This window comes from Rhodococcus sp. AB351 (assembly GCF_049538275.1).
Classification (GTDB): Bacteria; Actinomycetota; Actinomycetes; order Mycobacteriales; family Mycobacteriaceae; genus Rhodococcus.
The window spans coordinates 357,090-379,127 of record NZ_JBMVFW010000004.1 but is presented as its reverse complement, the minus strand read 5'-3'; the positions used below and the strand labels follow the sequence as shown (position 1 = coordinate 379,127).

General features: G+C 67.6%; 20 protein-coding genes and 1 pseudogene. 4 read left to right on the top strand and 17 right to left on the bottom strand.

Annotation, left to right across the window (positions count from 1 at the left end):
• Window positions 1-18: 18 nt before the first annotated feature.
• The 5 genes and pseudogenes from ACPCXD_RS12300 to ACPCXD_RS12280 all read right to left on the bottom strand — a co-directional run bounded on the left by ACPCXD_RS12300 (window position 19) and on the right by ACPCXD_RS12280 (window position 3,921).
• The gene (locus tag ACPCXD_RS12300) at window positions 19-360 is read right to left on the bottom strand and encodes a lipopolysaccharide assembly protein LapA domain-containing protein (RefSeq protein ID WP_232333413.1); all 342 of its coding nucleotides are present in this window, start codon (window positions 358-360) and stop codon (window positions 19-21) included.
• A 421-nt stretch (window positions 361-781) separates the two neighbouring features.
• Window positions 782-1,000: a hypothetical protein gene (locus ACPCXD_RS12295; RefSeq protein ID WP_006550812.1), complete on the bottom strand. Its 219-nt coding sequence runs from the start codon at window positions 998-1,000 to the stop codon at window positions 782-784.
• Window positions 1,001-1,521: 521 nt separating this feature from the next.
• Window positions 1,522-1,938 (bottom strand): annotated as a pseudogene (locus ACPCXD_RS12290) (response regulator).
• A 346-nt stretch (window positions 1,939-2,284) separates the two neighbouring features.
• Window positions 2,285-3,532, bottom strand: a complete 1,248-nt coding sequence (locus tag ACPCXD_RS12285) for a cation:proton antiporter domain-containing protein (RefSeq protein WP_423659741.1) — start codon at window positions 3,530-3,532, stop codon at window positions 2,285-2,287.
• An 89-nt stretch (window positions 3,533-3,621) separates the two neighbouring features.
• Window positions 3,622-3,921 (bottom strand): YrhK family protein, encoded by a 300-nt coding sequence (locus tag ACPCXD_RS12280; protein ID WP_019290542.1) that lies wholly within the window; start codon window positions 3,919-3,921, stop codon window positions 3,622-3,624.
• Between the two features lie 43 nt (window positions 3,922-3,964).
• Between ACPCXD_RS12280 and ACPCXD_RS12275 the strand changes: the two genes are divergently transcribed.
• A complete protein-coding gene (locus tag ACPCXD_RS12275) occupies window positions 3,965-4,237 on the top strand; it encodes a hypothetical protein (RefSeq protein ID WP_019290541.1) in 273 nt (90 codons plus the stop codon).
• Between the two features lie 300 nt (window positions 4,238-4,537).
• Here ACPCXD_RS12275 and ACPCXD_RS12270 read toward each other — a convergent pair whose 3' ends face one another.
• From ACPCXD_RS12270 to ACPCXD_RS12255, 4 genes are all read right to left on the bottom strand, one after another.
• Window positions 4,538-5,020, bottom strand: a complete 483-nt coding sequence (locus tag ACPCXD_RS12270; RefSeq protein ID WP_160877323.1) for an RNA polymerase subunit sigma-24 — start codon at window positions 5,018-5,020, stop codon at window positions 4,538-4,540.
• A 27-nt stretch (window positions 5,021-5,047) separates the two neighbouring features.
• On the bottom strand, window positions 5,048-6,640 hold the full coding sequence (locus ACPCXD_RS12265; RefSeq protein WP_088896948.1) for a glycosyltransferase family 87 protein: 1,593 nt from the start codon (window positions 6,638-6,640) through the stop codon (window positions 5,048-5,050).
• A 9-nt stretch (window positions 6,641-6,649) separates the two neighbouring features.
• Entirely contained in the window at window positions 6,650-9,265 is a 2,616-nt protein-coding gene (locus tag ACPCXD_RS12260; RefSeq protein WP_423659773.1) for a transglycosylase domain-containing protein, read from the bottom strand.
• Between the two features lie 683 nt (window positions 9,266-9,948).
• On the bottom strand, window positions 9,949-10,371 hold the full coding sequence (locus tag ACPCXD_RS12255) for a DUF5318 domain-containing protein (RefSeq protein ID WP_172414849.1): 423 nt from the start codon (window positions 10,369-10,371) through the stop codon (window positions 9,949-9,951).
• A 232-nt stretch (window positions 10,372-10,603) separates the two neighbouring features.
• Here ACPCXD_RS12255 and ACPCXD_RS12250 point away from each other — a divergent pair, with 232 nt between their 5' ends.
• Window positions 10,604-11,161: a PadR family transcriptional regulator gene (locus tag ACPCXD_RS12250; RefSeq protein WP_016932952.1), complete on the top strand. Its 558-nt coding sequence runs from the start codon at window positions 10,604-10,606 to the stop codon at window positions 11,159-11,161.
• Complete coding sequence (locus tag ACPCXD_RS12245) at window positions 11,154-12,254, top strand: inositol-3-phosphate synthase (RefSeq protein WP_145690416.1); 1,101 nt, start codon at window positions 11,154-11,156, stop codon at window positions 12,252-12,254. The genes ACPCXD_RS12250 and ACPCXD_RS12245 overlap by 8 nt, the downstream gene beginning before the upstream one ends.
• A gap of 89 nt (window positions 12,255-12,343) precedes the next feature.
• Here the strand turns inward: ACPCXD_RS12245 and ACPCXD_RS12240 are convergent, their stop codons facing one another.
• The 3 genes from ACPCXD_RS12240 to ACPCXD_RS12230 are packed head-to-tail and all read right to left on the bottom strand — an operon-like array spanning window position 12,344 to window position 15,421.
• Window positions 12,344-13,102 (bottom strand): SDR family oxidoreductase, encoded by a 759-nt coding sequence (locus ACPCXD_RS12240; protein ID WP_016694959.1) that lies wholly within the window; start codon window positions 13,100-13,102, stop codon window positions 12,344-12,346.
• Entirely contained in the window at window positions 13,099-14,172 is a 1,074-nt protein-coding gene (locus ACPCXD_RS12235; protein WP_088896945.1) for a phosphotransferase family protein, read from the bottom strand. Before ACPCXD_RS12235 ends, ACPCXD_RS12240 begins: the two co-directional genes overlap by 4 nt.
• Before the next feature lie 16 nt (window positions 14,173-14,188).
• A complete protein-coding gene (locus tag ACPCXD_RS12230) occupies window positions 14,189-15,421 on the bottom strand; it encodes an acyl-CoA dehydrogenase family protein (protein WP_088896944.1) in 1,233 nt (410 codons plus the stop codon).
• Between the two features lie 81 nt (window positions 15,422-15,502).
• Between ACPCXD_RS12230 and ACPCXD_RS12225 the strand changes: the two genes are divergently transcribed.
• Entirely contained in the window at window positions 15,503-16,090 is a 588-nt protein-coding gene (locus ACPCXD_RS12225; RefSeq protein ID WP_423659736.1) for a TetR/AcrR family transcriptional regulator, read from the top strand.
• 91 nt (window positions 16,091-16,181) lie between these two features.
• On the opposite strand, the gene ACPCXD_RS12220 is transcribed toward ACPCXD_RS12225, so the two are convergent.
• The 5 genes from ACPCXD_RS12220 to ACPCXD_RS12200 form a co-directional block, all read right to left on the bottom strand.
• A complete protein-coding gene (locus ACPCXD_RS12220) occupies window positions 16,182-18,311 on the bottom strand; it encodes a transglycosylase domain-containing protein (RefSeq protein WP_145690413.1) in 2,130 nt (709 codons plus the stop codon).
• A 125-nt stretch (window positions 18,312-18,436) separates the two neighbouring features.
• The gene (locus tag ACPCXD_RS12215) at window positions 18,437-18,628 is read right to left on the bottom strand and encodes a hypothetical protein (protein WP_006550829.1); all 192 of its coding nucleotides are present in this window, start codon (window positions 18,626-18,628) and stop codon (window positions 18,437-18,439) included.
• Window positions 18,625-19,533, bottom strand: a complete 909-nt coding sequence (locus ACPCXD_RS12210; protein ID WP_237451367.1) for a carbohydrate ABC transporter permease — start codon at window positions 19,531-19,533, stop codon at window positions 18,625-18,627. The genes ACPCXD_RS12215 and ACPCXD_RS12210 overlap by 4 nt, the downstream gene beginning before the upstream one ends.
• Window positions 19,530-20,603 carry a carbohydrate ABC transporter permease gene (locus tag ACPCXD_RS12205; protein ID WP_145690411.1) on the bottom strand — a complete coding sequence of 358 codons (1,074 nt, stop codon included), beginning with the start codon at window positions 20,601-20,603 and terminating at the stop codon, window positions 19,530-19,532. Before ACPCXD_RS12205 ends, ACPCXD_RS12210 begins: the two co-directional genes overlap by 4 nt.
• A gap of 17 nt (window positions 20,604-20,620) precedes the next feature.
• Complete coding sequence (locus tag ACPCXD_RS12200) at window positions 20,621-21,904, bottom strand: ABC transporter substrate-binding protein (RefSeq protein ID WP_016694952.1); 1,284 nt, start codon at window positions 21,902-21,904, stop codon at window positions 20,621-20,623.
• Between the last annotated feature and the right edge of the window lie 134 nt (window positions 21,905-22,038).

Genomic DNA, 22,038 nt, shown 5'->3' with positions numbered 1-22,038 from the left:
GTTCGGACGTTCGCCGGATCACTGCGCTTTGCGGTAGGCGTGGCGCAGCTGCCAGATCCGGGCGCCGCCGATCACCGCGGCGATCAGCAGTCCCGCCAGAGCTGCGAACAGTAGCGCCACGCCCAGCGGGAGGGTGAAATTCCAGCCGAAGAAGGCAATGGCGGTGCGTTCGGTGTTCTGCAGGATGAACACCAGCAGCGCGATGGTGACCACAGCTCCTACTGTCAGTGCCACCAGCATCCGGCCGGTGCGGGTCGGTTCGACCGCTCCAGCTGCGGGTGCGGTGTGGTCTGCGGACCCGGTGGGGGTTGGGTCGGCGTCACCGGAACGCCGGGCGGGGTGTGAGTTGTGGGTACGCATGATCGGTTTCTCTCTTCATCGGTCCGAAGCAGGCACCAGGGCGATCCCGTGGGTGGTCAGAATGTGCCGAGGGTGCCCTGCCACACGGCCACGAGGAGGTAGATGGCGACAGCGAGGGGATAGTAGGGATTCATCGATGTTCCTCAGCATGCTTTACATGGGCCGCACGGGGCGATGTGACATCACTGCTGCGAGGCAGTGTGAGGGGTCGAGATCTCGAGGGGTGCTCGACATGGGCGCCACGCGCTGTCCGAGGCCAGTTCAGTGCGGTTCGGTGGAGGTGTTCGGCCGTGTGTCGCCGACCGTGGTGTCGCGCTCGGGCCGGTCTGCTGAGGTCGCGCGTACATGCGGTCCAGGTGCAGCTTGATCCATTCGGTGGCCACGGTCCGGGGGAGAAAGAAGTGCGAGTTCATGATCCTGCTCAGCTGGTGGGTTGCGGATACTCGCAGTCCACGGTCGGGTTGATTCCCATGTAGTTCAGGGGTCCGGCCACGATGGTTACGGCGATGGTGCCGACGCTGGCGCAGTTGGTCGAGGCGTCACCGTAGTATCCGCGTTGTCCTGCGGCGACGGCGCCGATGATCAACCAGATCAGTATCAGGAGGCTGAGCAGGCCGGATAGACGGCTTCTGGTTCGCATCGTGTGCTCCTGTCCACGAAAGTGGCGGCATCGCGCACGGTGCTCGGTCCGCCGTCCCAACCCGAGGTGTGCTGTGTGCGGGACTGGGTGCTCGATCCGATCGGCGTTACCCGGCGGGTGCGCCCTCCGATACGCTGTTCGTTGCGGCGAAGCAACTGTTGCGATCTATGGTGCATCGTGAAATCGGCGGTGGATCTTGTGCTTTCGTTTCTACGGTCCACCCTAGTGACGCGGTGGAGGCGTGCCAAGGCAGGAGGGAGGATGTGGGTTGATGGTTATGCGATTGCAATCACTCGGTGCGGTCCGGGTCAATTCGTGCCCGGAATGATCCGTCCCTCTCACGACAGGGCTACCGGTCACGCTCCTCGAGGCCGCAGGCAGAAAGGGTGTGCGCGTAGCGGCGATCGCGGTGACCTCAGCCCAGGCAGCGGCCTGGTTCGCCTCGTCCCGTCCGCCGCCACGTTCGACGAGCCGGAAGGCGAGCGTTGCGGTGATCTCAACTCTGCGCCGGCCGCTCGGACTCAGAGCGTGCTGGGTGTGGGAGGGTGGCCGGGTAGCCGCACCACATGCAAGAAAGAGTTGTCGATCTTGCGGATCACGTCGGCGAACTGATCGAAGTCGACGGGTTTGGTGATGCAGGCGTTGGCGTGCAGCCGGTAACTGCGTAGCAAGTCTTCTTCGGCTGCGGAGGAGGTCAGCCAGCACCTCACGGCCATCGCGGCTGTGGAGATTCAAATCGAGCAGGACCAGATCCGGGCGGAGCGCATCTCTGTACAGGCCCCGTGGCGGTGCAGGAACTGCAAGGCTTGCTCGCCAGTGCGCACCACGTGCACCGCGTTGGTGATCTTGTGGTCGGCAAAAGCGTCCCGGGTCCTCAACTCGTCTTCGGGATCGTCTTCGACAAGCAGAACGACAATGGGATCGGCAGGATCAGTCATCGTGTCTGCCTCCCGGTGGAAAGGACACAGCAGGGTGCACACACTTGGTCGACGGTACGTCACCACCGGCGCAATTGTCCTGGCTGCCCACGCCAGTGAGGATACGAAATCCGGGAATCGCGCGCGCTTGACAGTAGGTCATCCTCAACGGCCGCGGAGCCGAGCGTCCGGCCGTGCCGGCGGATCCTCCCGGCGATCGACCAGATGATTCGGCACACCCAGCGGCTCAGCGTGCCCAGCCCGTGGGGATGCCACAACGTTGCATAGATGTCCCGCAACGCCCCTGCGATGAGTGCCGGGGGGTTCCCCCTGCGCCGAGCGCACTGAGTAACCACGTCATTGCCGTCTACCTCCGGTCCCTATCAGGGGTCGGTTGCACGCGATCGCCTCGTCCTGCTCCGGCCCGGATGTAGAGTTTGCGTCCCGCCGCGCCGGTGAGACCGAACGCGACCGTGCTTGCGGTCAGCACGAGCGTGCCGGCGCCGAGCACGGCGTCGTCGACGCCGAGGCGTTCGGCTTCCATCGTCAGATAGAACAATGCGGATACCCCCACCGGCCCGAACCAGCCGAGATACACCGCGTCGCGCAGCGGTAGATGCAGTGGCCGTCGCAACAACAGTACGACCGGGATCCGCCGCAGAAGCAGGACAGCGACCACCAGGGCGGGTGCCTTCCAGCCCAGCTCGGCCCACTGTTGCCACGGCAGGGCGGCGCCGAGCAGGAAGAACAACGGCAGGACTGCGAACCTATTGACGGCCTCGTCGATCTCGACTTCGGAAGTCCGTTCGGCGCCGGTGCCGACGGCGTTGAAGGCCAGGCCGCCGACGAATACGGCGAGCACCCCGTCGACGTGCAGCAGACCGGCCACGCCGAGGATGCCCAGGGCCAACACAACGGTGAATAACAGGGCCGGGCCGTGTGCGGTGGCGCCGTGCTTGTCACCCAGTCGCAGTGCTGCACCGCCGACGGCGCCGAGGAGTGCGCCGGCGACCAGGGCGCCGAGGACCTGCCACAGTGATTCGCTGACCGCCGCACCGGCGCTGAGTGGGCCGGCGACCGCGATCGCGGCGACCACCAGTGGCAGCGCCAGGCCGTCGTTCGCGCCGGATTCGAGCGAGAGCAGCTGTCGGTCCCGGGCGGGAAGGTCACGTTCTGCAAGATCGCCAGTGACCACACTCGAGGCCAGCACCGGATCGGTCGGGCAGATCGCGGCCCCGAACAACAGCGCCGCGGCCAACGGTAAACCGGCCACCGCCCATCCGAGTCCGGCCGAGATCGCCGCCATCGCGGGCATGACGATCAACAGCAACACCGCCAGTGCGCGGCGGTGGCGACGCACCGCGGCGATGGGATAACGCAACGCAACCGCCATGACGGACACGGCCAGCAGGATCCGGGCGAGTTCATGGAACAGACCGTGCTCGACCGTCACCGGTGCAATCGGCAACGCATCGAGCAGTTGGGGACCGAGCAGTACCCCGGCAAGCAGACCGAGTAAGGGTTCGGACAACGGCAGGCGTCGCATCGTCGAGGAAATCGCTGCCACGACCACGCCGAGCGCGCCGACCACGGCGAGAACGACATCGATGTGCATGACCGTCGCATTCCCGGATCGACCTCTGGCAATCCTGCACGGCTCAACGAGCGGGCTCGTGCGCGGATCGCGGACCCAGATCGGGACGGTCAGTAGTCGTAGTCACCGCCGGTGGCGCCGGAGTGATGTCCCAGCCGTCGCAGATGAGTGCGCCGGCTCAGGCGGATCACAGGCCGGGCGAGAAAATCGAGCGAGCCGAGCAAGAACAGCCAGGTGCCGGCGGTCTGGGTGGAGTCGAAGAAGAACAACACGCTGCCGACGGTGAAGAACACCGCGATCAGGACGTCGTTGACGATCGAGGCTGTCTCGTACCGGTTGTCGATCACGACCTGCTCCCGGCCGACGGACAGTCGCAGCGACGGATCTGCGTGGGTGCGATCGGTGGCCATGGCCGGGCGAGTACCCGCGTGCAGGTGCGGGTACGCCCGACGAATGTGGTTCGGCAGCTGGTCCGATCCGATGCCTGTGGTGCGCGTCGGTGCGGCCGCCTATCTCTGGCTGGTAGTTCGTACTGCGAATCTCGGCAAAACGAACCCTGGCCAAACTCAACGCCTGCGTGGTGCGGGTGGCGGTGCGCTCATACCGGCCGGCACCGAGTTTGTCGGTGGCCTCGGCTTCGATCAGCGCCTGCAGGCCTGCAGGCCGGTGCGGATCAGTTCGGCGAACACGCTGGCGCTGTCGGCGCCGGTGAGTGCGTCGAGCTGAGCGAGCAGGGCAGGGCAGGGCAGGGCAGGGCAGGATGATCGTGGGTCATCGCATAGCTGCTTTCTGTGAGTCACTGTGGTAGTTCACTCGTTGATCACTACGCGATGGCCCACCCCCGGTGAGGGATCGACACGCCGTGGACCTGTCCGGATGTCCTCACCAGATTCCCACCACTCCCCGGGAGTTACCCCGCCCGCGAAAAGGAAGTTCTGCTCACCTGACTGGCAGCGGACTCGAAGACCGAAGCGGCGAGGCGGCTGTTCATCTCGCACCCGTGGATGCGGACTCTGTCCACCCGGTTCAGGCCGCGCGCAGGGAACTCAGCGCCGCGTGCTGCTCGACACCGACCCGCCCCGGCGCCACGGCGAGAGCCACCGCGGTCTGCCGCGAGTCGAGGCCCACAATGGTGCGGAGGATGAGGATCTCCTGCTGGAGCCGGGTCAGAGGGAAGGCCCGCGGGTTCACGAACTCCGCATCGGCCGCGTCGACGACCACCGTGTAGGCCAACCGCAGGAAGGGCCGGTCGGCCCCGGACGGGGCGGTGAGTTCGGCGAGGATCGCCCGGCAGGCGGCCAGGGCGAGACGATCGGCGTCGGCGAAAGTACCTCCGGCGGCTTTCGCGCGGGCCCGGAAGTAGGCGATCACGAGCGGATGCAGGTCGTGCAGGAGTCGTGGGATCGCGGTGGCGTCGCCGGCCGCGACCGTCCACGCCAGCTCACACGTCGTGAACTGTGATGCGGTGACATCCGTCCCCGCTCCGAATCTCCGTCCGCCGCTCGCCATTCTCCCCCCTCGTGCTCGTTCCCGAGCCTAGGGCGCCGGCGAAGCCTCCGATATACATCGTTCGGATGATTCTTCTCTCGTGACCCGATGGTGAGCAGGCCGCAACCTGGCGGGCAACCACCGCGGCGGACGGTCGGGAGCCTGGTCGAGCACGCCACCGACCGGATCGTCGACGAAGCCGTATCGCACGGGATCCCGTACCGGACGCCGGATCTGCCACAGCACGACCGCGCACAGTGCCACGACGGCGACGTCGCGCAGGAAGACGGTGGCGGTGAACCACTGCTCCGGCAGCCCCTTCCGATCGGGACCGAGGTAGTAGTACATGCGCGGAACCCACACCAGCGCATCGATCGTCATCCAGGCGACCAGTGCGCGCCGGTGGGGTACGGCCAGCACGGCGAGCGGCACGAGCCACAGCGAATACTGCGGACTCCACACCTTGTTCGTGAGCAGGAAGGCCGCGACGAGGAGGAAACACAGTTGCGCGAGGCGGGGGCGGCGCGGCGCGGTGAGCCCGATCCACCCGATCGCGGCGCAGGCCGCGGCGAACAACACGAGCGAGACCCCGTTGAAGGTCGAGGCCGACCAGGCCGGCCAACCCACGAACGAGTGCAGCACGTTGTAGATCGAATCCGGGTCCGCTCCGCGATCGGAGTTGAGCCGGAAGAACTCCGCCCATCCGCGCGGGTACAGCACCATGATCGGCAGGTTCACCACCAGCCACGCCGCCGCGGCCGCTCCCGCGGTGCGGGCGAACGACCGCAGGTGGCCGGTCCGCAGGCACAGCACCAGCAGCGGACCGAGCAACAGCAAGGGATACAACTTCGTCGCCGCACCGAGGCCGAGCAGCACGCCGGCGAGAACCGGTCGACGGCGGGCCCACGCCAGCAGGCCACCGGCGGCGAAGGCCGTGGCCAGGGCGTCGAAGTTGGTGAAGGCGTGCACCACGACCAGCGGTGACGCGGCGACGAGTGCGGCGTCCCAGATCCTGCGGCCCGCCGACATCGCGGTGGCCCACACCGTGACGAGCCAGGCGAGCGCGAGACCGACTGCGACGACGGCGAAGTAGATCGCGACCTGCAATGCGTCGGGCAACCACGGCGTGGCGTCCCACGCCTTCGCGATGCGCATCGAGCCGTACTGGTAGAGACCCGCGAGCACCGGATACTCCATGTACCGGGTCTGCATCTGCCCGTCGGGGCCGGGTTCCTCCCACGACGTCCGGTACGGGAAGGCGCCCTCGGCGAGCCGTTCGGCGCCGTAGAGCGGAACGATGTCGGAATAACACATCGCCACGTACTGCCGGTTGCCGCTCCAGTCCAGGCCGAGCGCACCGTCGGGACCGACGGGTCCCTGCTGGACGCAGGCCGCCTTCGTGAACCAGCCGAAGGCGAGGAAGACGACCGCGAGCAGCAACATCGCCCGCAGGGGAGTGAAGAAGCGGGTGCGCCCGAGCACGGCGTGCCGGCCCACCGGACCGCCGATGACGGCGGTCAGGCGCGACACCGTCGGGTCGGTACGCCCGGGGGTGTCACGCCAGTCCAGGGAACGACGATCCTCGGCCGGTGGTGCAGCGGACACCACCGGCCGGGCGTCGGATCCCCGGTCGTCGCTCACGCGGCGAGGCTACCCGGCCGGAGCGTATTCGAACGCGCCCTGGGGGCTACCGCCCTGCGCGCCCTGGAATCCGCCTCCCTGCGCGCCCGGGATCGCGGGGCTCTCGAGTCCCGGGATGCGGTTCTGCGGAGGCGATCCACCCTCGTCGGAGTCGTCGCCGGTACCACCGCCGCCGGTTCCGCCGCCGGTGTCCTCGCTCTCCTCCTGCTGACCGCCGGTGCCGGGACGGGAGGGCGCGTTCTGGGTGGTCGTCTGCGGGGCGACACCCGGAACAGGAATCGTGACGCCGGGGAAGATCTCCACGTTCTGCGTGGTGATCTCTGGAACCTCGGGAAGGCTCGGCACGACACGCGAGGTGGTGGTCTCCTCACGGGTGGCCGGCGCCGTCGTCGACGCGGTCCACGCCGGCACGCCGGAGACACCGGCGATCGGTTCCGGCTTCGGGAACGACTCGACGTCGGTGCCCTCGAGAGCGCCGTCCATCGTGTCCTTCCAGATGTCCGACGGGATGCCCGAGCCGTAGATCATGCCGCCCCAGCTGTTCTCGAGGGGCAGGCCCTCCTCGGTGCCGACCCACACCGCAGTCGACAGCGACGGCGTGTAGCCGACCATCCACGCGTCCTTGTTGGAGCCGGTGTCGCCGAGCTGGGCGGTACCGGTCTTCGCTGCGGACGGGCGGCCGCCGGCGAGGGCGTGCCCGTTCGAGTACGCGGCGATCGGGGTCATCGCGGAGGTGGTGTTGTCGGCCACCGCCGCGTCCACGACCTGCTCACCGGCGGGGGTACCGCGATCGAGGAGCACCTCACCGTCGGACGTCACGACCTTCTGCACGAAGTACGGCTCGTGATGACGGCCGGACGCTGCGAGCGTCGCATACGCCGAGGCCATGTCGAGCACACGCGACTGGTACTGGCCCAGCACGATGCCGTAGTTGGGACCGATGCCACCCGGCTCGGTGAGCGTCTCACCGATGCCCGGCAGTTCCTTCGCGATACCCAGCTTGTGCGCCATGTCGGCGATGGCCTGCGGACCGTTGTCCATCTCGAGCATCATCCGGTAGAAGCTCGTGTTCAAAGACCGCTTGAGTGCTTCGGCGATGGTGCACTGCCCGCACGACTCGCCCTCGACGTTGCCGATCTTGATGCCGTTGACCGTCAGCGGACCGCTGTCGTAGGTCTTCGACAACGGCACACCCTGGTCGAGGTTGGCAGCCAGGCCGAACACCTTGAACGACGAACCCGTCTGCAGACCGGACTGGGCGAAGTCGTAACCGACACCGCTCTCACCGCCGTAGTAGGCGCGGATCGCCCCCGACCGGGGATCGACCGACACCACCGCGGTACGCAACTCCTCGGGTTCACCCTCGAGATTGCTCTGCGCCGCCTCGACCGCCGACTGCTGGGCCTGCGCGTCGATCGTCGTGGTGATCTGCAGACCGGCCGTGTTGAGGAGGTTCTCGTCGATGCCCTCGCGGGACAGCTCGGCCAGCACCTGGTTCTTGATCAGGCCTTCGGGGCCGGACGACTGGTCGCCGTTGTCGAGCTCCGCGATCGGCACGTAGGCCGGGTACTTCATGCCCGCCCGCTCGGCCGCATCGAGCGTGCCGGCGGCGACCATGCCGTCGAGCACGTAATTCCAGCGCGCCTCCGCGCCCTCGGGGTTCTGCTCGGGATCGAGCAGCGACGGCAGCTGGATCGACGACGCGAGCACGGCGCCTTCCTCGACGGTGAGCTCACCGACGGGCTTGCCGAAGTACGCATTCGACGCGGCAGCGATGCCGTAGGCACCGCGACCGAAGTAGATGGTGTTGAGATAGGCCGCGAGGATGTCGTCCTTGGCCCACTGGTTCGCCATCTTCGTCGACAGCACCAGCTCCTTGAGCTTTCGCGTCAACGTCCGCTCGGAACCGACGACAGCGACCTTCACGTACTGCTGGGTGATGGTCGAACCACCACCGGCGCTGTCTCGGCCGAGCACGTTGTCGCGGGCGGCACGCGCGAAACCGGTGACCGAGAAGCCCGGATTGCTGTAGAAGTCGCGGTCCTCGGCGGCGAGCACGGCGTTGCGGACGTGCACGGGAATCGCGTCGAGTTCGACCTCGCTGCGGTTGCCCTCCGGCGGGATCACCTTCGTGATGACGCCCTCGCCGTCGGAGTTGTAGATGGTCGCGGCCTGGTTCGTCTGCAGCTCACCGGGGCGCGGCACGTCCTGGACGACGTACGCCAACATGAACATGAGGATCGGGACGAGGATGCCGGCGGCGACCACGACGTACCCGATCCGGCGGATCGTGCGCCAGCGGTTGCTCTTGCCGCCGCCCTTTCCACCGCCGGCGCCGCCACCCGAACCGCCCCCGGGCGGAACGGTGGGAGGTCCGCCTGCGGGCGGGCCGCCGGCGACGCGCGTCGTGGGTGCATCGTTCGCAGCGCTCGCAGTCCCTGCAGCACCCGCTGCAGCGCTCGCACCCATCGCAGCGGAGACCCGCTGCGTCGGGGCATCCGCTCCGGGACGCTGCGCACCTGGTGCGTCCGCTCCGGGACGCATGGCGACGGTCGGATCGGCCTGCGGCGTGCGCTGGACGGGAGGCACCGCGCCGGGCGGCAACGTGCCGGGACGCGGCGGCAACGACTGGTTCGGGTTGCGCGGCTGGTTGGCGCCCGGAGCGGGTACCGGTCCGCGCGGCGGGTACGGCTGTCCCGACCGGCCCTGCTGGGGGCCCGGACCCTGCGGTCCCTGCCCCTGACCGGGAGCCGGAGGACGCTGCCCCTGACCGGGGGCTTGAGGACGCTGCCCCTGACCGGGGCCCTGGGGCGGGTACGGCGGCCGGCCGCCGGGGCGCGGCGGCTGCTGACCTGCGGGGCCGGGCTGTCCGCCCGGTCGACCCGGCTGTCCCTGCACACCCGGCTGACCCTGCGCTCCCGGCTGACCCTGCGGTCGCGGTTGCGGCGGCAACGGACGACCCTGCACCGGTCCCTGGGCAGGGCGCTGCTGTCCCGGACCGGCACCGGCAGGAGGACCGGGACGTTGCTGCCCGGGCTGCGGCCCGGCGGGACCGCCGCGCTGGGGCGGAACGGCCTTGTTGTCCTCGGGTTCGTTGTCGGGGGAACTCACGTACTCATCTCCAACTGTTCTCGCGACGCATCACGCCGCGGCCTCGACACTGCTCCACGAACGGCCGATCGGCGATGCCGGCGGACGGCAGCCGATCCACGATTGTGCGCAGCGGACGACGCGACGATCAGGTCGTGCGGGTCGGACCCAGGAGCGAACTCCACGAGAAAGCGTACGGGCACGTTGCCGGTACCCCTTCACTCGCTGGCGGTACGACGGCTCGATCCCGTCGACCGGCGACGCGGGCTCTTGGGGGCGGGTTGCGATCCCAGGACGTACGACTGCACCAGGTGATTCCAGCTGCAGGTACGGCACACCTCGACCACGTGAACCGAGAATTCTTCCTGGCTGGCGGCCAGACGCACCAACTCTTCGGGAGTGCGCGCCGACCCGGACACCGGACCGAGTTTGTCGCCGAAGACCCACGAGACGAGGGTCAACTGCTCCTTACGGCAGATGGGGCACATCACATCGCTGCCCCGTCCGTGAAATTTCGCCGCCCGCAGCAGATAGGGGCTCGCGTCGCAGACCTCGCTGACTCCGCGCCGCCCCGAGTAGACCTCGGCGAGCAGCGAGCGTCGCTGCAACGCGTAGTCCACCACCTGCCGCTGAATTCGCACGGCTTCCAGAGTACGTGCGGGCGATGCGGCGATGGGCGCGGAGTGGCCCACCGGACATCGAAGTCGGGTGGTCGAGGCGGTACCGATGCATTTCCGATCGGGCCTCGAGGAGGGCGGTCGTCCGCAACCGGACGTGACACGAACCGTGTGGGGCGTATCGTCGTATATATCGGCGCGATATAGTTCTGCGTCGTATCAATCGGTTGGTTCGAACGGAAACAGGAGGTGACCCGTGCTGGAACTGGCGATACTCGGGCTCCTCCTCGAATCGCCCATGCACGGCTACGAGCTGCGCAAGCGTCTGACCGGGCTTCTCGGGGCCTTCCGCGCCTTCTCGTACGGGTCGCTCTATCCGACTCTGCGGAGAATGCAGGCGGATGGCCTCATCGAAGAGGATTCGGGGACTCCCGGTCCCGTGAAGCGACGTGCCCGCCGCGTCTACCAGCTCACCCCGAAGGGTCGAGAACGCTTCACCGAGCTGGTCGCCGACACGGGACCGCAGAACTACACCGATGACGGATTCGGCGTGCACCTCGCCTTCTTCGGTCGCACTCCCGCCGAAGCGCGGATGCGAATTCTCGAAGGCAGGCGCCGCCAGGTCGAGGAGCGCAGAGAAGCGCTCCGCGATGCGATCGGACGGGCCAGCGGCACACTCGATCGTTACACCCGTCAGCTCCATCAGCTCGGCCTCGAGTCCAGCGAGCGCGAAGTCCGCTGGCTCAACGAACTCATTGCCGCCGAGCAGTCGTCAGCAGCACGCAACAAAGAAGGAGAACCCGACCATGGGTGAGAACAGCACCGCGGTGCGCGTGGCCATTGTGGGCGTGGGGAACTGTGCCTCTTCCCTGGTCCAGGGCGTCGAGTACTACAAGGATGCGGACGCCGAGACCACCGTCCCCGGCCTGATGCACGTCGAATTCGGTTCCTACCACGTGCGCGACGTCCAGTTCGTCGCTGCGTTCGACGTGGATGCCAAGAAGGTCGGCTTCGACCTGTCCGAGGCGATCCTCGCGAGCGAGAACAACACCATCAAGATCGCCGACGTGCCGCCGCTCGGTGTGCCCGTCCAGCGCGGCCACACGCTCGACGGCATCGGCAAGTACTACTCCGAGACCATCGAGCTGTCCGACGCCGAGCCCGTCGACGTGGTTCAGGCGCTCAAGGACGCCCGGGTCGACGTTCTCGTCTCCTACCTCCCCGTGGGTTCCGAGGAGGCCGACAAGTTCTACGCGCAGTGCGCCATCGACGCGGGCGTCGCCTTCGTCAACGCTCTCCCCGTGTTCATCGCCTCCGACCCCGAGTGGGCGCAGAAGTTCGCCGACGCCGGTGTCCCGATCGTCGGCGACGACATCAAGTCGCAGGTCGGCGCCACCATCACCCACCGCGTGATGGCGAAGCTGTTCGAGGACCGCGGTGTCGTGCTCGACCGCACGTACCAGCTCAACGTCGGCGGCAACATGGACTTCAAGAACATGCTCGAGCGCGAGCGTCTGGAGTCGAAGAAGGTCTCCAAGACCCAGGCCGTCACGTCGAACCTCAACGGCCCCCTCGCCGGCAAGGTCCACGACCGCGACGTGCACATCGGCCCCTCCGACTACGTGCAGTGGCTCGACGACCGCAAGTGGGCGTACGTCCGCCTCGAGGGTCGCGCCTTCGGTGACGCCCCGCTGAACCTCGAGTACAAGCTCGAGGTCTGGGACTCCCCGAACTCGGCCGGCATCATCATCGACGCCATCCGCGCGGCGAAGATCGCCAAGGACCGCGGCATCGGCGGCCCGATCCTCCCGGCCTCGGCATATCTGATGAAGTCCCCGCCGGTCCAGATGGCCGACGACAAGGCTCGTGCCGAGCTCGAGGCGTTCATCATCGGAGCCGACGCGTAAGTCGTTCTCCGGCAGTATTTCCGACGAAGGCCGCATCCCTCACCGGGGTGCGGCCTTCGTCGTTCCCACTGTGCGGGTTCCGGACCCGCCTACGCCATCTTCCGGATCACCGACAGCGGCAGCACCTTCATCGCGTAGCCGAGCGGAATCCACGGCCAGCCCGGCACGTACGCCTTGGCCGGTTCCTTCTCGATCGCAGCCGCCAGTGCGCGACACCCTGTTTCGGTGTCGACGATGAACGGGACCTTCTTCACCTTCTCGTTGATCTCCGACCGGATGTAGCCCGGGAAGATCGTGCTCACCGAAATGTCGGTGTCCGCCAGGTCGGCCCGCATCCCTTCACCGAGCGAGGCGACGGCGGCCTTCGACGCGGCGTAGGTCGTCAGGTTGCGTGGCATGCCCCGCACCGCGCTCATGGACGAGATGAGGACGACGTGCCCGCGCCCACGGGGCCGCATGAGTTCGAGGGCCGCTTCGCTCTGCGCCAGTGCACCGAGGAAGTTGGTGTTCGCCGTCTGGGCGTTCGCGCGGAAGTAGCCGGTACCGAGCGGTTGTCCCTTGCCGAGGCCGGCGTTCACGATCACCCGGTCGAGACCACCGAGCTCCTCGTCGAACTCGCGGAAGACGGTGAACACGTCGTCGTGCTTGTTCACATCGAGGGCGCGCACGCTCACCGTGATACCCGGGTGCGCGGCGAGCAATTCGTCCCGCAGCTCCTCGAGCCGTTCGACGCGCCGGGCGGCGAGTGCGAGATTCCTTCCTCGAGCGGCGAATTCACGCGCCATTCCGGCACCGAGGCCGGAACTCGCACCGGTGATGAGGATGTTCCGTCGCTGCGGGCGGCTCATCGGCTCTCCTTCTCGTATCGATCGATCAATGCACTGCAACGGGATTCGAGGTAGCCGACCACGATCCAGAAGTCCTTGAAGGCCGGATTGGTGGTGTGGCCGTGGTGGTAGCGGTAGTAGATCTGCTGGGCGATCACGGCGAGGCGGAACAGTCCGAACACCTCGTAGAATCCCCAGCCGTCCACCGGCAGTCCGGTTCGCTCGGAATAGTATTCGACGATCTCCTGCCGGGTGAGCATGCCGGGCAGATCGGACGGCTGACGCTTCGTCAGCAGCAGCATGTCGTCGTCGTCCGCCTGGACCCAGTAGGCGAGCGACGAGCCGAGGTCCATCAGGGGGTCGCCGATGGTGGCAAGCTCCCAGTCCAGCACCGCGAGCGGCTTCAACGGATCGTTCTCGTCGAGCACGATGTTGTCGAGCCGGAAGTCACCGTGGATGACGGTCTGCGCGACGTCCTGCGGCTGCCGCGCCGCCAGCCACTCGGTGACGCGGGCGAAGTCGGGGACGTTGTCGGTGCGGGCCTTGGCGTAGCGCGACGTCCACCCCGCGACCTGCCGTGCGACGTAGCCGGATCCGCGACCCAGACCGGACAGTCCTGCGGACTCCGGATCGATGCCGTGCAGTTCGACGAGCAGGTCGACGATGCGTAGGCACAGGGTGCGGGTGTCCGCTTCGGAGAGGTCGAGCTGCGTGGGCGGATTCGTACGCAGGATGGTGCCGGGAACCCGGTCCATGACGTAGAAGTCGCTGCCGAGCACGCTGTGATCGGTGCACAGGCCGACCATGGTGGGAACGTAGGGGTAGACCGGCGCGAGCATCGACTGGATGCGGTACTCGCGTGCCATGTCGTGACCCGACGACGGCTTCGCCCCGGCGGGCGGGCGACGCAGCACGAGATCGCGATCCGGATAGCGCAGCAGGTAGGTGAGATTGGATGCGCCGCCGGAGAACTGGCGGACCTCCGGCACCCCTGCGATGCCCGCGTTCTCGGCGAGCCAGGCTGCGACCACGTCGACGTCGAAGGCGTCCTCGTCGCGAACGGTACGGGCGTTCTCGGGAAGGGTGGTCATCGTCGGAAATTCCCTCTCACGCGTACTTGCCGAGTTCGAACCGGGCGACGAGCCCCTGGTGCACCTCGTCGGGGCCGTCGGCGAGACGCAGGGCTCGCGCCGCCGTCCACGCACCGGCGAGGGGGAAGTCGTCGGAAAGTCCTCCGCCGCCGTGGATCTGGATGGCGAAGTCGACGATCTGCTGGGTGACGCGCGGTGCGACGACCTTGATCTCCGAGACCGCCGAGCGCGCCCCGGCGAGGCCCTGCGTGTCGAGCAGCCAGGCCGCGTGCAGGACGAGCAGGCGCAACTGGTTGATCGCGATGCGGGCGTCGGCGATGCGTTCGCGGTTGCCACCGAGGTTGATGATCGGCTTACCGAAGGCGGTGCGCTCGAGACCTCGGCGGCACGCGAGTTCGAGGGTGTGCTCGGCCAGCCCGACGAGGCGCATGCAGTGATGGATGCGACCGGGACCGAGGCGGCCCTGGGCGATCTCGAATCCCCGTCCGGGACCGGCGATGACGGCATCGAGCGGCAGTCGCACGTCGGTGAAGGACACCTCACCGTGGCCGCTGGGCTCGTCGAAGAAGCCCATGGTCGGGAGCATGCGCTCGACCTTCACACCCGGGGTGTCGAAGGGCACGAGGACCATCGAATGTCGCTGGTACTTGTGGGCTTCCGGATCGGTCAGGCCCATGAAGATGAGCACCTTGCAGTCGGGGTGGCCGACGCCGGTGCTCCACCACTTGCGGCCGTTGAGCACGATCTCGTCGCCCTCGACCACGGCGGTCGCGGCCATGTTCGTCGCGTCCGACGACGCAACCTCGGGTTCGGTCATGCAGAAGGCCGAACGGATTTCACCGTCGAGCAGGGGGCGCAGCCACTGTTCCTTCTGCGCCTCGCTGCCGTAGTGGTAGAGGACCTCCATGTTACCGGTGTCGGGGGCGTCGCAGTTGAACACCGCGGAGGCGAACTGCGAGCGACCCATCTCCTCGGCGAGCGGGGCGTAGTCGACGTTCGACAGTCCGGCGCCGAGTTCGGCGTCGGGCAGGAAGAGGTTCCACAGGCCCTCGGCGCGGGCCTTGCGCTGCAGCTCGCGAAACTCGGGGGAGACGGCCCACCTCTCGGCGGCATCGATGTCGCGTCGTCCCTCGCCCGCGGTGCGCCGCTCGGCCCGCAGTCGCTGTTCGACGGGCGTGACCTCGGCGGCGATGAACGCTCGGAGGCGTTCGAGATAGTCGCGACTGCGCTCGGACTGTGCGAAATCCATCGGGTGCCTTCCGTCGAGTTCGACCGGGAATCTGCCCGGTCAGGCGGTCGTAACTGAGCGATGCTCAGTTAGGCTATCGGTGTGAGCACCCCACGACAAGAGGCGTCCAAGGGACGGCGTCGTCTGCCGCCCGAGGAACGTCGACGACAACTCGTGGCGATCGGGCTGCAGGAGCTGTCGACGCGCCCGATCCACGCCCTGTCGATCGATCGCGTCGCCGAGATCGCCGGCATCTCCCGTGGTCTGCTGTTCCGCTACTTCCCCACGAAGCAGGACTTCTACGTCGCCGTCGTCGGCGCCGCGTCACGCCGGTTGCTCCGCGCGGCGGACCCCGATCCGGACGAGCAGGATCCGCTCCGGGCGGTGCTGCACCCATTCGTGTCGTTCATCGACCGCCACGGCGACAACTTCCAGGCGTTCTTCCACAGCGGCGTCGGCTCCGACCCCCAGATCCGCGACATCCACGACTCGATGCGCGACACCATGGTCGAGCGGGTTGTCACGGCGCTGGGCTGCGACGACACCCCCGTCACCCGCATGCGGCTGCGGGCGTGGTGGGCATTCGTGGAGTCGCTGGCGATCGACCGGTTCCGCGAAGGCTCGCCGAGCGTCGACGAGGTCGTCGACTGTTCGGCCGCGCTGCTGCCGACGGTACTGAACGGGCCGTAGACGCGGACCGCCTCGACAACGAGGGGAGGTTGTGTGCGTCCCCGGGCGGGAAAACGCACACGACCTCCCCCTCGATGGGTGGAGTACGGACCTACAAGCCGGGGATCTGGATCGTCACGCCGGGGAACACCTCGATCTGCGAGGGCACCGGGACGGGCAGATCGACCGGCGGCGCGGGAATCGTGATCGGCGGCAGGTTCGACAGGTCGGGCAACTGGAAGGTCGGTGGGGGAGCAGTGGTGGTGGTCTCGATACCGGCGTCCTTCGGGACACCCGCCTGGCCACCGATCGGCGCCGGCCACGGGAAGCTCTCGACGGGCGTGCCCTCGAGCGCGCCGTCCATCGTCCCCTTCCAGATGTCCGACGGCAGTCCGGAACCGTAGATCGAGCCACCCCAGCTGTTGGTGATCGCCCCGGCGTCGGGGGTGCCCATCCACACGGCCGTCGACAGCGACGGCGTGTACCCGACCATCCAGGCGTCCTTGTTCAACCCGGTGTCGCCGAGCTGCGTGGTGCCGGTCTTCGACGCCGACGGCCGGCCACCGGCGAGCGCGTGCCCACGCGAGTAGGCGGCGATCGGCATCATGGCCTGGGTCGCGTTGTCGGCGACCGCGGCGTCGAAGCGCTGTTCACCGGGTGACGGCGGACGATCGAGGAGCACGACACCGTCGGCCGTGACGACCTTCTGCACGAAGTACGGCTCGTGGAAGACACCGGACGCGGCGATCGTCGCGTAGGCGGAGGCCATGTCGATGACCCGCGCCTGGTACTGGCCGAGGACGATGCCACCTTCCGGCGGACCGCCGTTCTCGCTGAGCGTCTGCCCCTCGACCCCGGGGATCGTCAACGGGATTCCCGCTGCGTGCGCGGCGTCGGCGATCTTCTGCGGGCCGTTCGACATGGACATCATGAGCCGGTAGAAGCTCGTGTTCAGCGACCGCTTGAGTGCCTCGGCGATCGTGCAGCGTCCGCACGACTCGCCCTCGACGTTGCCGATGCGGACGTTGCCCACCGTGAGCGGGGAACTGTCGAAACGCGCGTTGAGGCCGATCCCGTTGTCGAGCGCGGCGAGCAGGCCGAACACCTTGAACGCCGAACCCGTCTGGACGGGGGCCTGCGCGAAGTCGAAACCGGCGCCATCCTCACCGCCGTAGTAGGCGCGCACGGCACCCGAGCGGGGGTCGACCGAGACCACTGCGGTGCGCAGTTCCCCGGGTTCGCCGGACAACGTGGACCGGGCGGCGTCGATCGCCGCCTGCTGGGCCTTCAGGTCGATGGTGGTGGTGATGCGCAGACCCTCGGTGTTGAGGTCCTGTTCGCTGATCCCCGCCGCGGACAGCTCGCGCAGCACCTGCGTACGGATGTGTCCTTCCGGGCCCGTCGCCTCCGTGGCCAGCACGAGGGTGTCCGACGGCACGGTCGGGGGGAAGACCTGGTCCGACCGCTCGGCCGGGTCGAGAACCTTCATCTCGACCATGCCGTCGAGCACGTAGTTCCAGCGCTCCTCGATGGCCGGCAGGTTGAACTCGGGGTCGAGCGACGACGGCGTCTGGATCACCCCGGCCAGGACGGCTCCCTCGGAGACCGACAGCTCCTCGACGGGCTTGCCGAAGTACGCCTGGGACGCCGCGCCGATGCCGTAGGCGCCACGACCGAAGTAGATGGTGTTGAGATACGCCTCGAGGATCTCGTCCTTCGACCACTGCCGCGCCATCTTGGTGGAGATGACGAGCTCCCGCATCTTGCGTTCGAGCGTGCGATCGGCGCCGACGAGCACGTTCTTGACGTACTGCTGGGTGATCGTGGACCCACCGCCGGCGGTGTCCTTGCCCATGACGTTGTCGCGGGCCGCGCGCGCGAAACCGGTGATCGAGAAACCGGGGTTGCTGTAGAAGTTGCGGTCCTCCGCCGACAGCACGGCGTTGCGGACGTGCTCGGGGATCTGCGCGATGCCGACCTCGAGACGATTGCCCTCCGGTGGGACCACCCGGGTGATCTCGGTGGCGTCGTCGGACGCGTACACCCGCGCGAGCTGGTTCGTCTTCATGTCCGCCGGGGTCGGCACCTTCGCCGAGTAGTAGGCGGAGGCGAAGATTCCGAGCGGTACGAGCACGGCGAGAACGAACGCGACGAGTACGGCGTAGCGAACGATGCGTCCCCTCCGCTTCTTCGCCGCGGCCGCGGCGGCGCGCGAGGATGTCGACCTTTTGGGGCTCGTCACTCGTTCCACTTTCTCGGTACCGGAAATCCGGACGGGAGGGTCACCCGCCCACCGTATGGTACGGAAACGACCACACGACGCCTCCGGAACACCGGTACGGTGCTCCTTCTCACGTCACCCCAGGTTCACCCCGATCGGCGCCACGCGCGGAACGCGAACCCCCACATCACGACGAATGCGAGCAGCACGAGGGACGGCACGATGCCGGGTTGCGGCGACGTCAGCTCGGCGACGGCGGAGATCACGGCCATCACCGTGAACACCGTGAGCAGGCCGAGCAGCATCTCGAGTCGGTTCCGGCGCGGAACCTTCCTCACGACTTGACGCCACCCGCGGTCAGACCCGAGATGATGCGTCGCTGGAAGATCAGCACCATCACCACGAGCGGCACCATGACGAGCGTGCCGCCGGCCATGATCGACGCGTACGGGGTGACGTACGGGTCGGTGCCGGTGAACCGTGCCATCGCCACCGTCACCGGGGCCGTGCTCTCGCTCGACAGCTGCGACATCAGCAGGTACTCGTTGACGGTCGCGATGAAGGCGAGGATCGCCGTGGTGAACAGCGCGGGTGCCGCGAGCGGCAGCATGACCAGGCGGAACGCCTGCCCGCGGGTCGCGCCGTCCATGCGGGCGGCCTCCTCGAGTTCCCACGGCAGTTCGGAGAAGAACGAGGTGAGCGTGTAGACGGTCAGCGGCAGCACGAACGAGATGTTCGGGATGATCAGCGCCTGGTACTTGCCGATCCAGCCGATGTCGGTGAACAGCTGGAACAGCGGCGTCACGAGCGCGACGACCGGGAACATCGACGCGCCGAGGATGATGCCGGTGACGAAGTACTTGCCGCGGAACTCGAACCGCGACAGCGCGTAGGCGGTGAACACGCCGAGCAGCAGTGCGACCGCCGTGGTGGCGCCGGCGATGATGACGCTGTTGAGCAACGCCCGCGAGAAGTTGACCTTGGCGTCGGGGTCGAGCGCGTCGGCGAAGTTCTGCAGCGTCGGGTTCGACGGCCACAGGGTCGTGCTGAACGTCTCCGACGGGTCGCGCAGGGCCGTGACGATCATCCAGTAGCAGGGGGCGAGGCCCCACACGATGATCAGCGCGACACCCAGATAGGTACCGACCGTGCTCAGCCGGCGCTTGAACGGCACCTTGCGGGGCTGCACCGGTGTGGGTTCGGGCTCCGGTTGGATGCGGGGAATCTCGGTGGTGACGGTCATACGACCTCCCCCTTACGCTGCTTCTCCTGCGTACTCACCGCGTTGGCGCCGAGGAACCGCACCAGCACGAAGGCGACGGCGAAGATGAGCAGGAAGGTGATCGTCGACAGGGCCGACGCGGAGTTCGAGCCCTGACGCATCTGGTCGACGACGAGCACCGAGATCGTGGACGTCGCGGGATTGGACCCCATCATGATCGCGGGCAGGTCGTACATGCGCAGCGCGTCCATGGTGCGGAACAGGATCGCCACCATGAGGGCGGGCTTGACCAGCGGCAGCGTGATCATCTTGAACCGCTGCCAGGCGTTCGCGCCGTCGACCTTCGCGGCCTCGTAGACGTCCTGCGGGATCATCTGCAGGCCGGCGAGGATGAGCAGCGCCATGAACGGTGCCGTCTTCCACACGTCGGCGACGATGATCGCGAAGCGCGCGGGCCACGGATCGGCGGTCCACAGGTAGTCGGTGCCGAGCAGTTTGTTGGCGGCACCGTCGTTGGCGAAGATGAAGAACCACAGCTTGGCGGTGACGGCGGTGGGGATCGCCCACGGCACGAGCACCGAGGCGCGCAGCAGGCCGCGACCCCGGAACGACTTGGCCATCACGATCGCCATCGCGAAACCGATCACCGTCTCGAGCGAGACCGTGACGACGGTGAAGAAGAAGGTGTTGAAGATCGACTGCCAGAACTGGGAGCCGAGGGTGCCCGGAGGGCACGGGATCGAACCGGTGGCGGTATTGCAGGTCTGGGTGATCCAGCGCGTGTAGTTCTCGATCCCCACGAAACCGCCGGTGACGAACCGGCCCGTCTCGGGATCGAGTCGCTTCGAGTCACCGTGCAGCGACATCCACACCGCTCGCCCGAGCGGGTACAGGATGATCACGGCCAGGACGAGCATCGACGGGGCGACGAACATCCATACCGGAACCTTGCGCCGCGTCTTCACCGCCGTGGCGGGAGGTGCGGGCACGCGGTGACGTCCGCCGACACGTCCGCGGTCGGGACCGGGGACGGTCCCGACCGCGGGGGCGTGTGGCGGATCCGCGGGATTGTCGACCTGCGGGTCAGCCATGTACTGCTCCTAGAGCATCAGTTGCCGGCGGTCTCGATGCCGGCCTGGGTGTCGTCCAGCGCCTGCTGGACGGTCTTCTCGCCACGGATCGCAGCGTAGGCGTTGTCGGCGATCGCCTTCGACACGGCCGAGTAGTACGGCGACGCCGGACGCGGCTTGGCGGCCTCGAGGGCCTCCTTCAGCGTCGAGAAGTAGGGGTACTGCTCGAGGATCGAGGCGTCGTCGTAGACCTCGGCGAGGACCGGGGCGCCGCCCGCTTCCGCGTAGTACATCTGCGACTGGCGGGTCTGCATGAACTCGAGGAAGTCGCGCGCGGTGGCGGGAGCATCCGAGAACGCGCTGATGCCTACGTTGTAGCCGCCGAGCGTCGAGACGCCGGGGCCGTCGACGCCGGGCAGGACGGCGATGCCGTAGTTACCGGCGACCGATGAGCTCTCACCGTCGGTGTAGAAGCCGGGCCACGTGCGCAGGAACAGTGCCTCGCCGTTGCCGAAGGCGGTCTGCGACTCGCCCTCGGTGTAGGTCTGCGCGGCGGCCGGGATGGTGCCGTCCTCGAAGTTGTCGACGATGAACTGCAGGCCCTCGGCGGTCTGCTCGTCGATGGCCGGGGTGAGGCCGTCCTCGCCGACGAAGGAGCCACCGAAGGCGTTGACGATCTCGGTGACGTTGACCGTCAGGCCTTCGTAGTTCTTGAACTGACCGATGTAGCAGGCGATACCCGCCTCCTCGGCCTTCGGGCACTCGGCCTTCAGGTCGTCCCAGGTTGCGGGCGCCTCGTCGACGAGGTCGGTGCGGTAGTAGAGGAACGCGCCGTTGGTGTTCTTCGGTGCGGCGTACAGGGTGCCGTTGTAGGTGCCCGACTCGACGGTCGCGGGCAGCACACCCTCGGTGTCGATCTCCAGGTCGCCCTCGAGGGGGAGCAGCCAGCCGTTCGCGGCGAACTCCGCGGTGTTGGTGACGTCGACGGCGATGAGGTCGTACTCGTCGCTCTTGGCCTGCATCCGCTGGGCGATGTCGTCGTACTGGTCGTTGGCTTCCTTGGCCAGCGGTTTGAACGTCACCTGCTCGTCGGGATGCTCGGCGTTCCAGTCGGCGATGATGCTCTCGAGCGCCGCGTTCAGGGGATCCTGCCCCTCGACGATCGTGATCGGGCCGCGGCCCTCACCGGAAGCAGCGGTGCCCTCGCCGCCGGTCGAGGTGTCGTCGCCACCGTTGTCCGACGAGCAGCCGGCGAGAACGAGCGCGGTCGCGGCCGTAGCGGCGATCGCAGCCCTCCGCATCGCCTTCGTATTCAGAACCATCAACAACTCCCCATTTCGAGGTCGAAAAACACACGTCGGTGACCCAGGTGCACCGACACCGGCCACTACTGTGGCACGCAGCACCGGTAAAAGTCGGCATTCCGCCCATCCTGAATCGGTCGAGTGTCACTCCC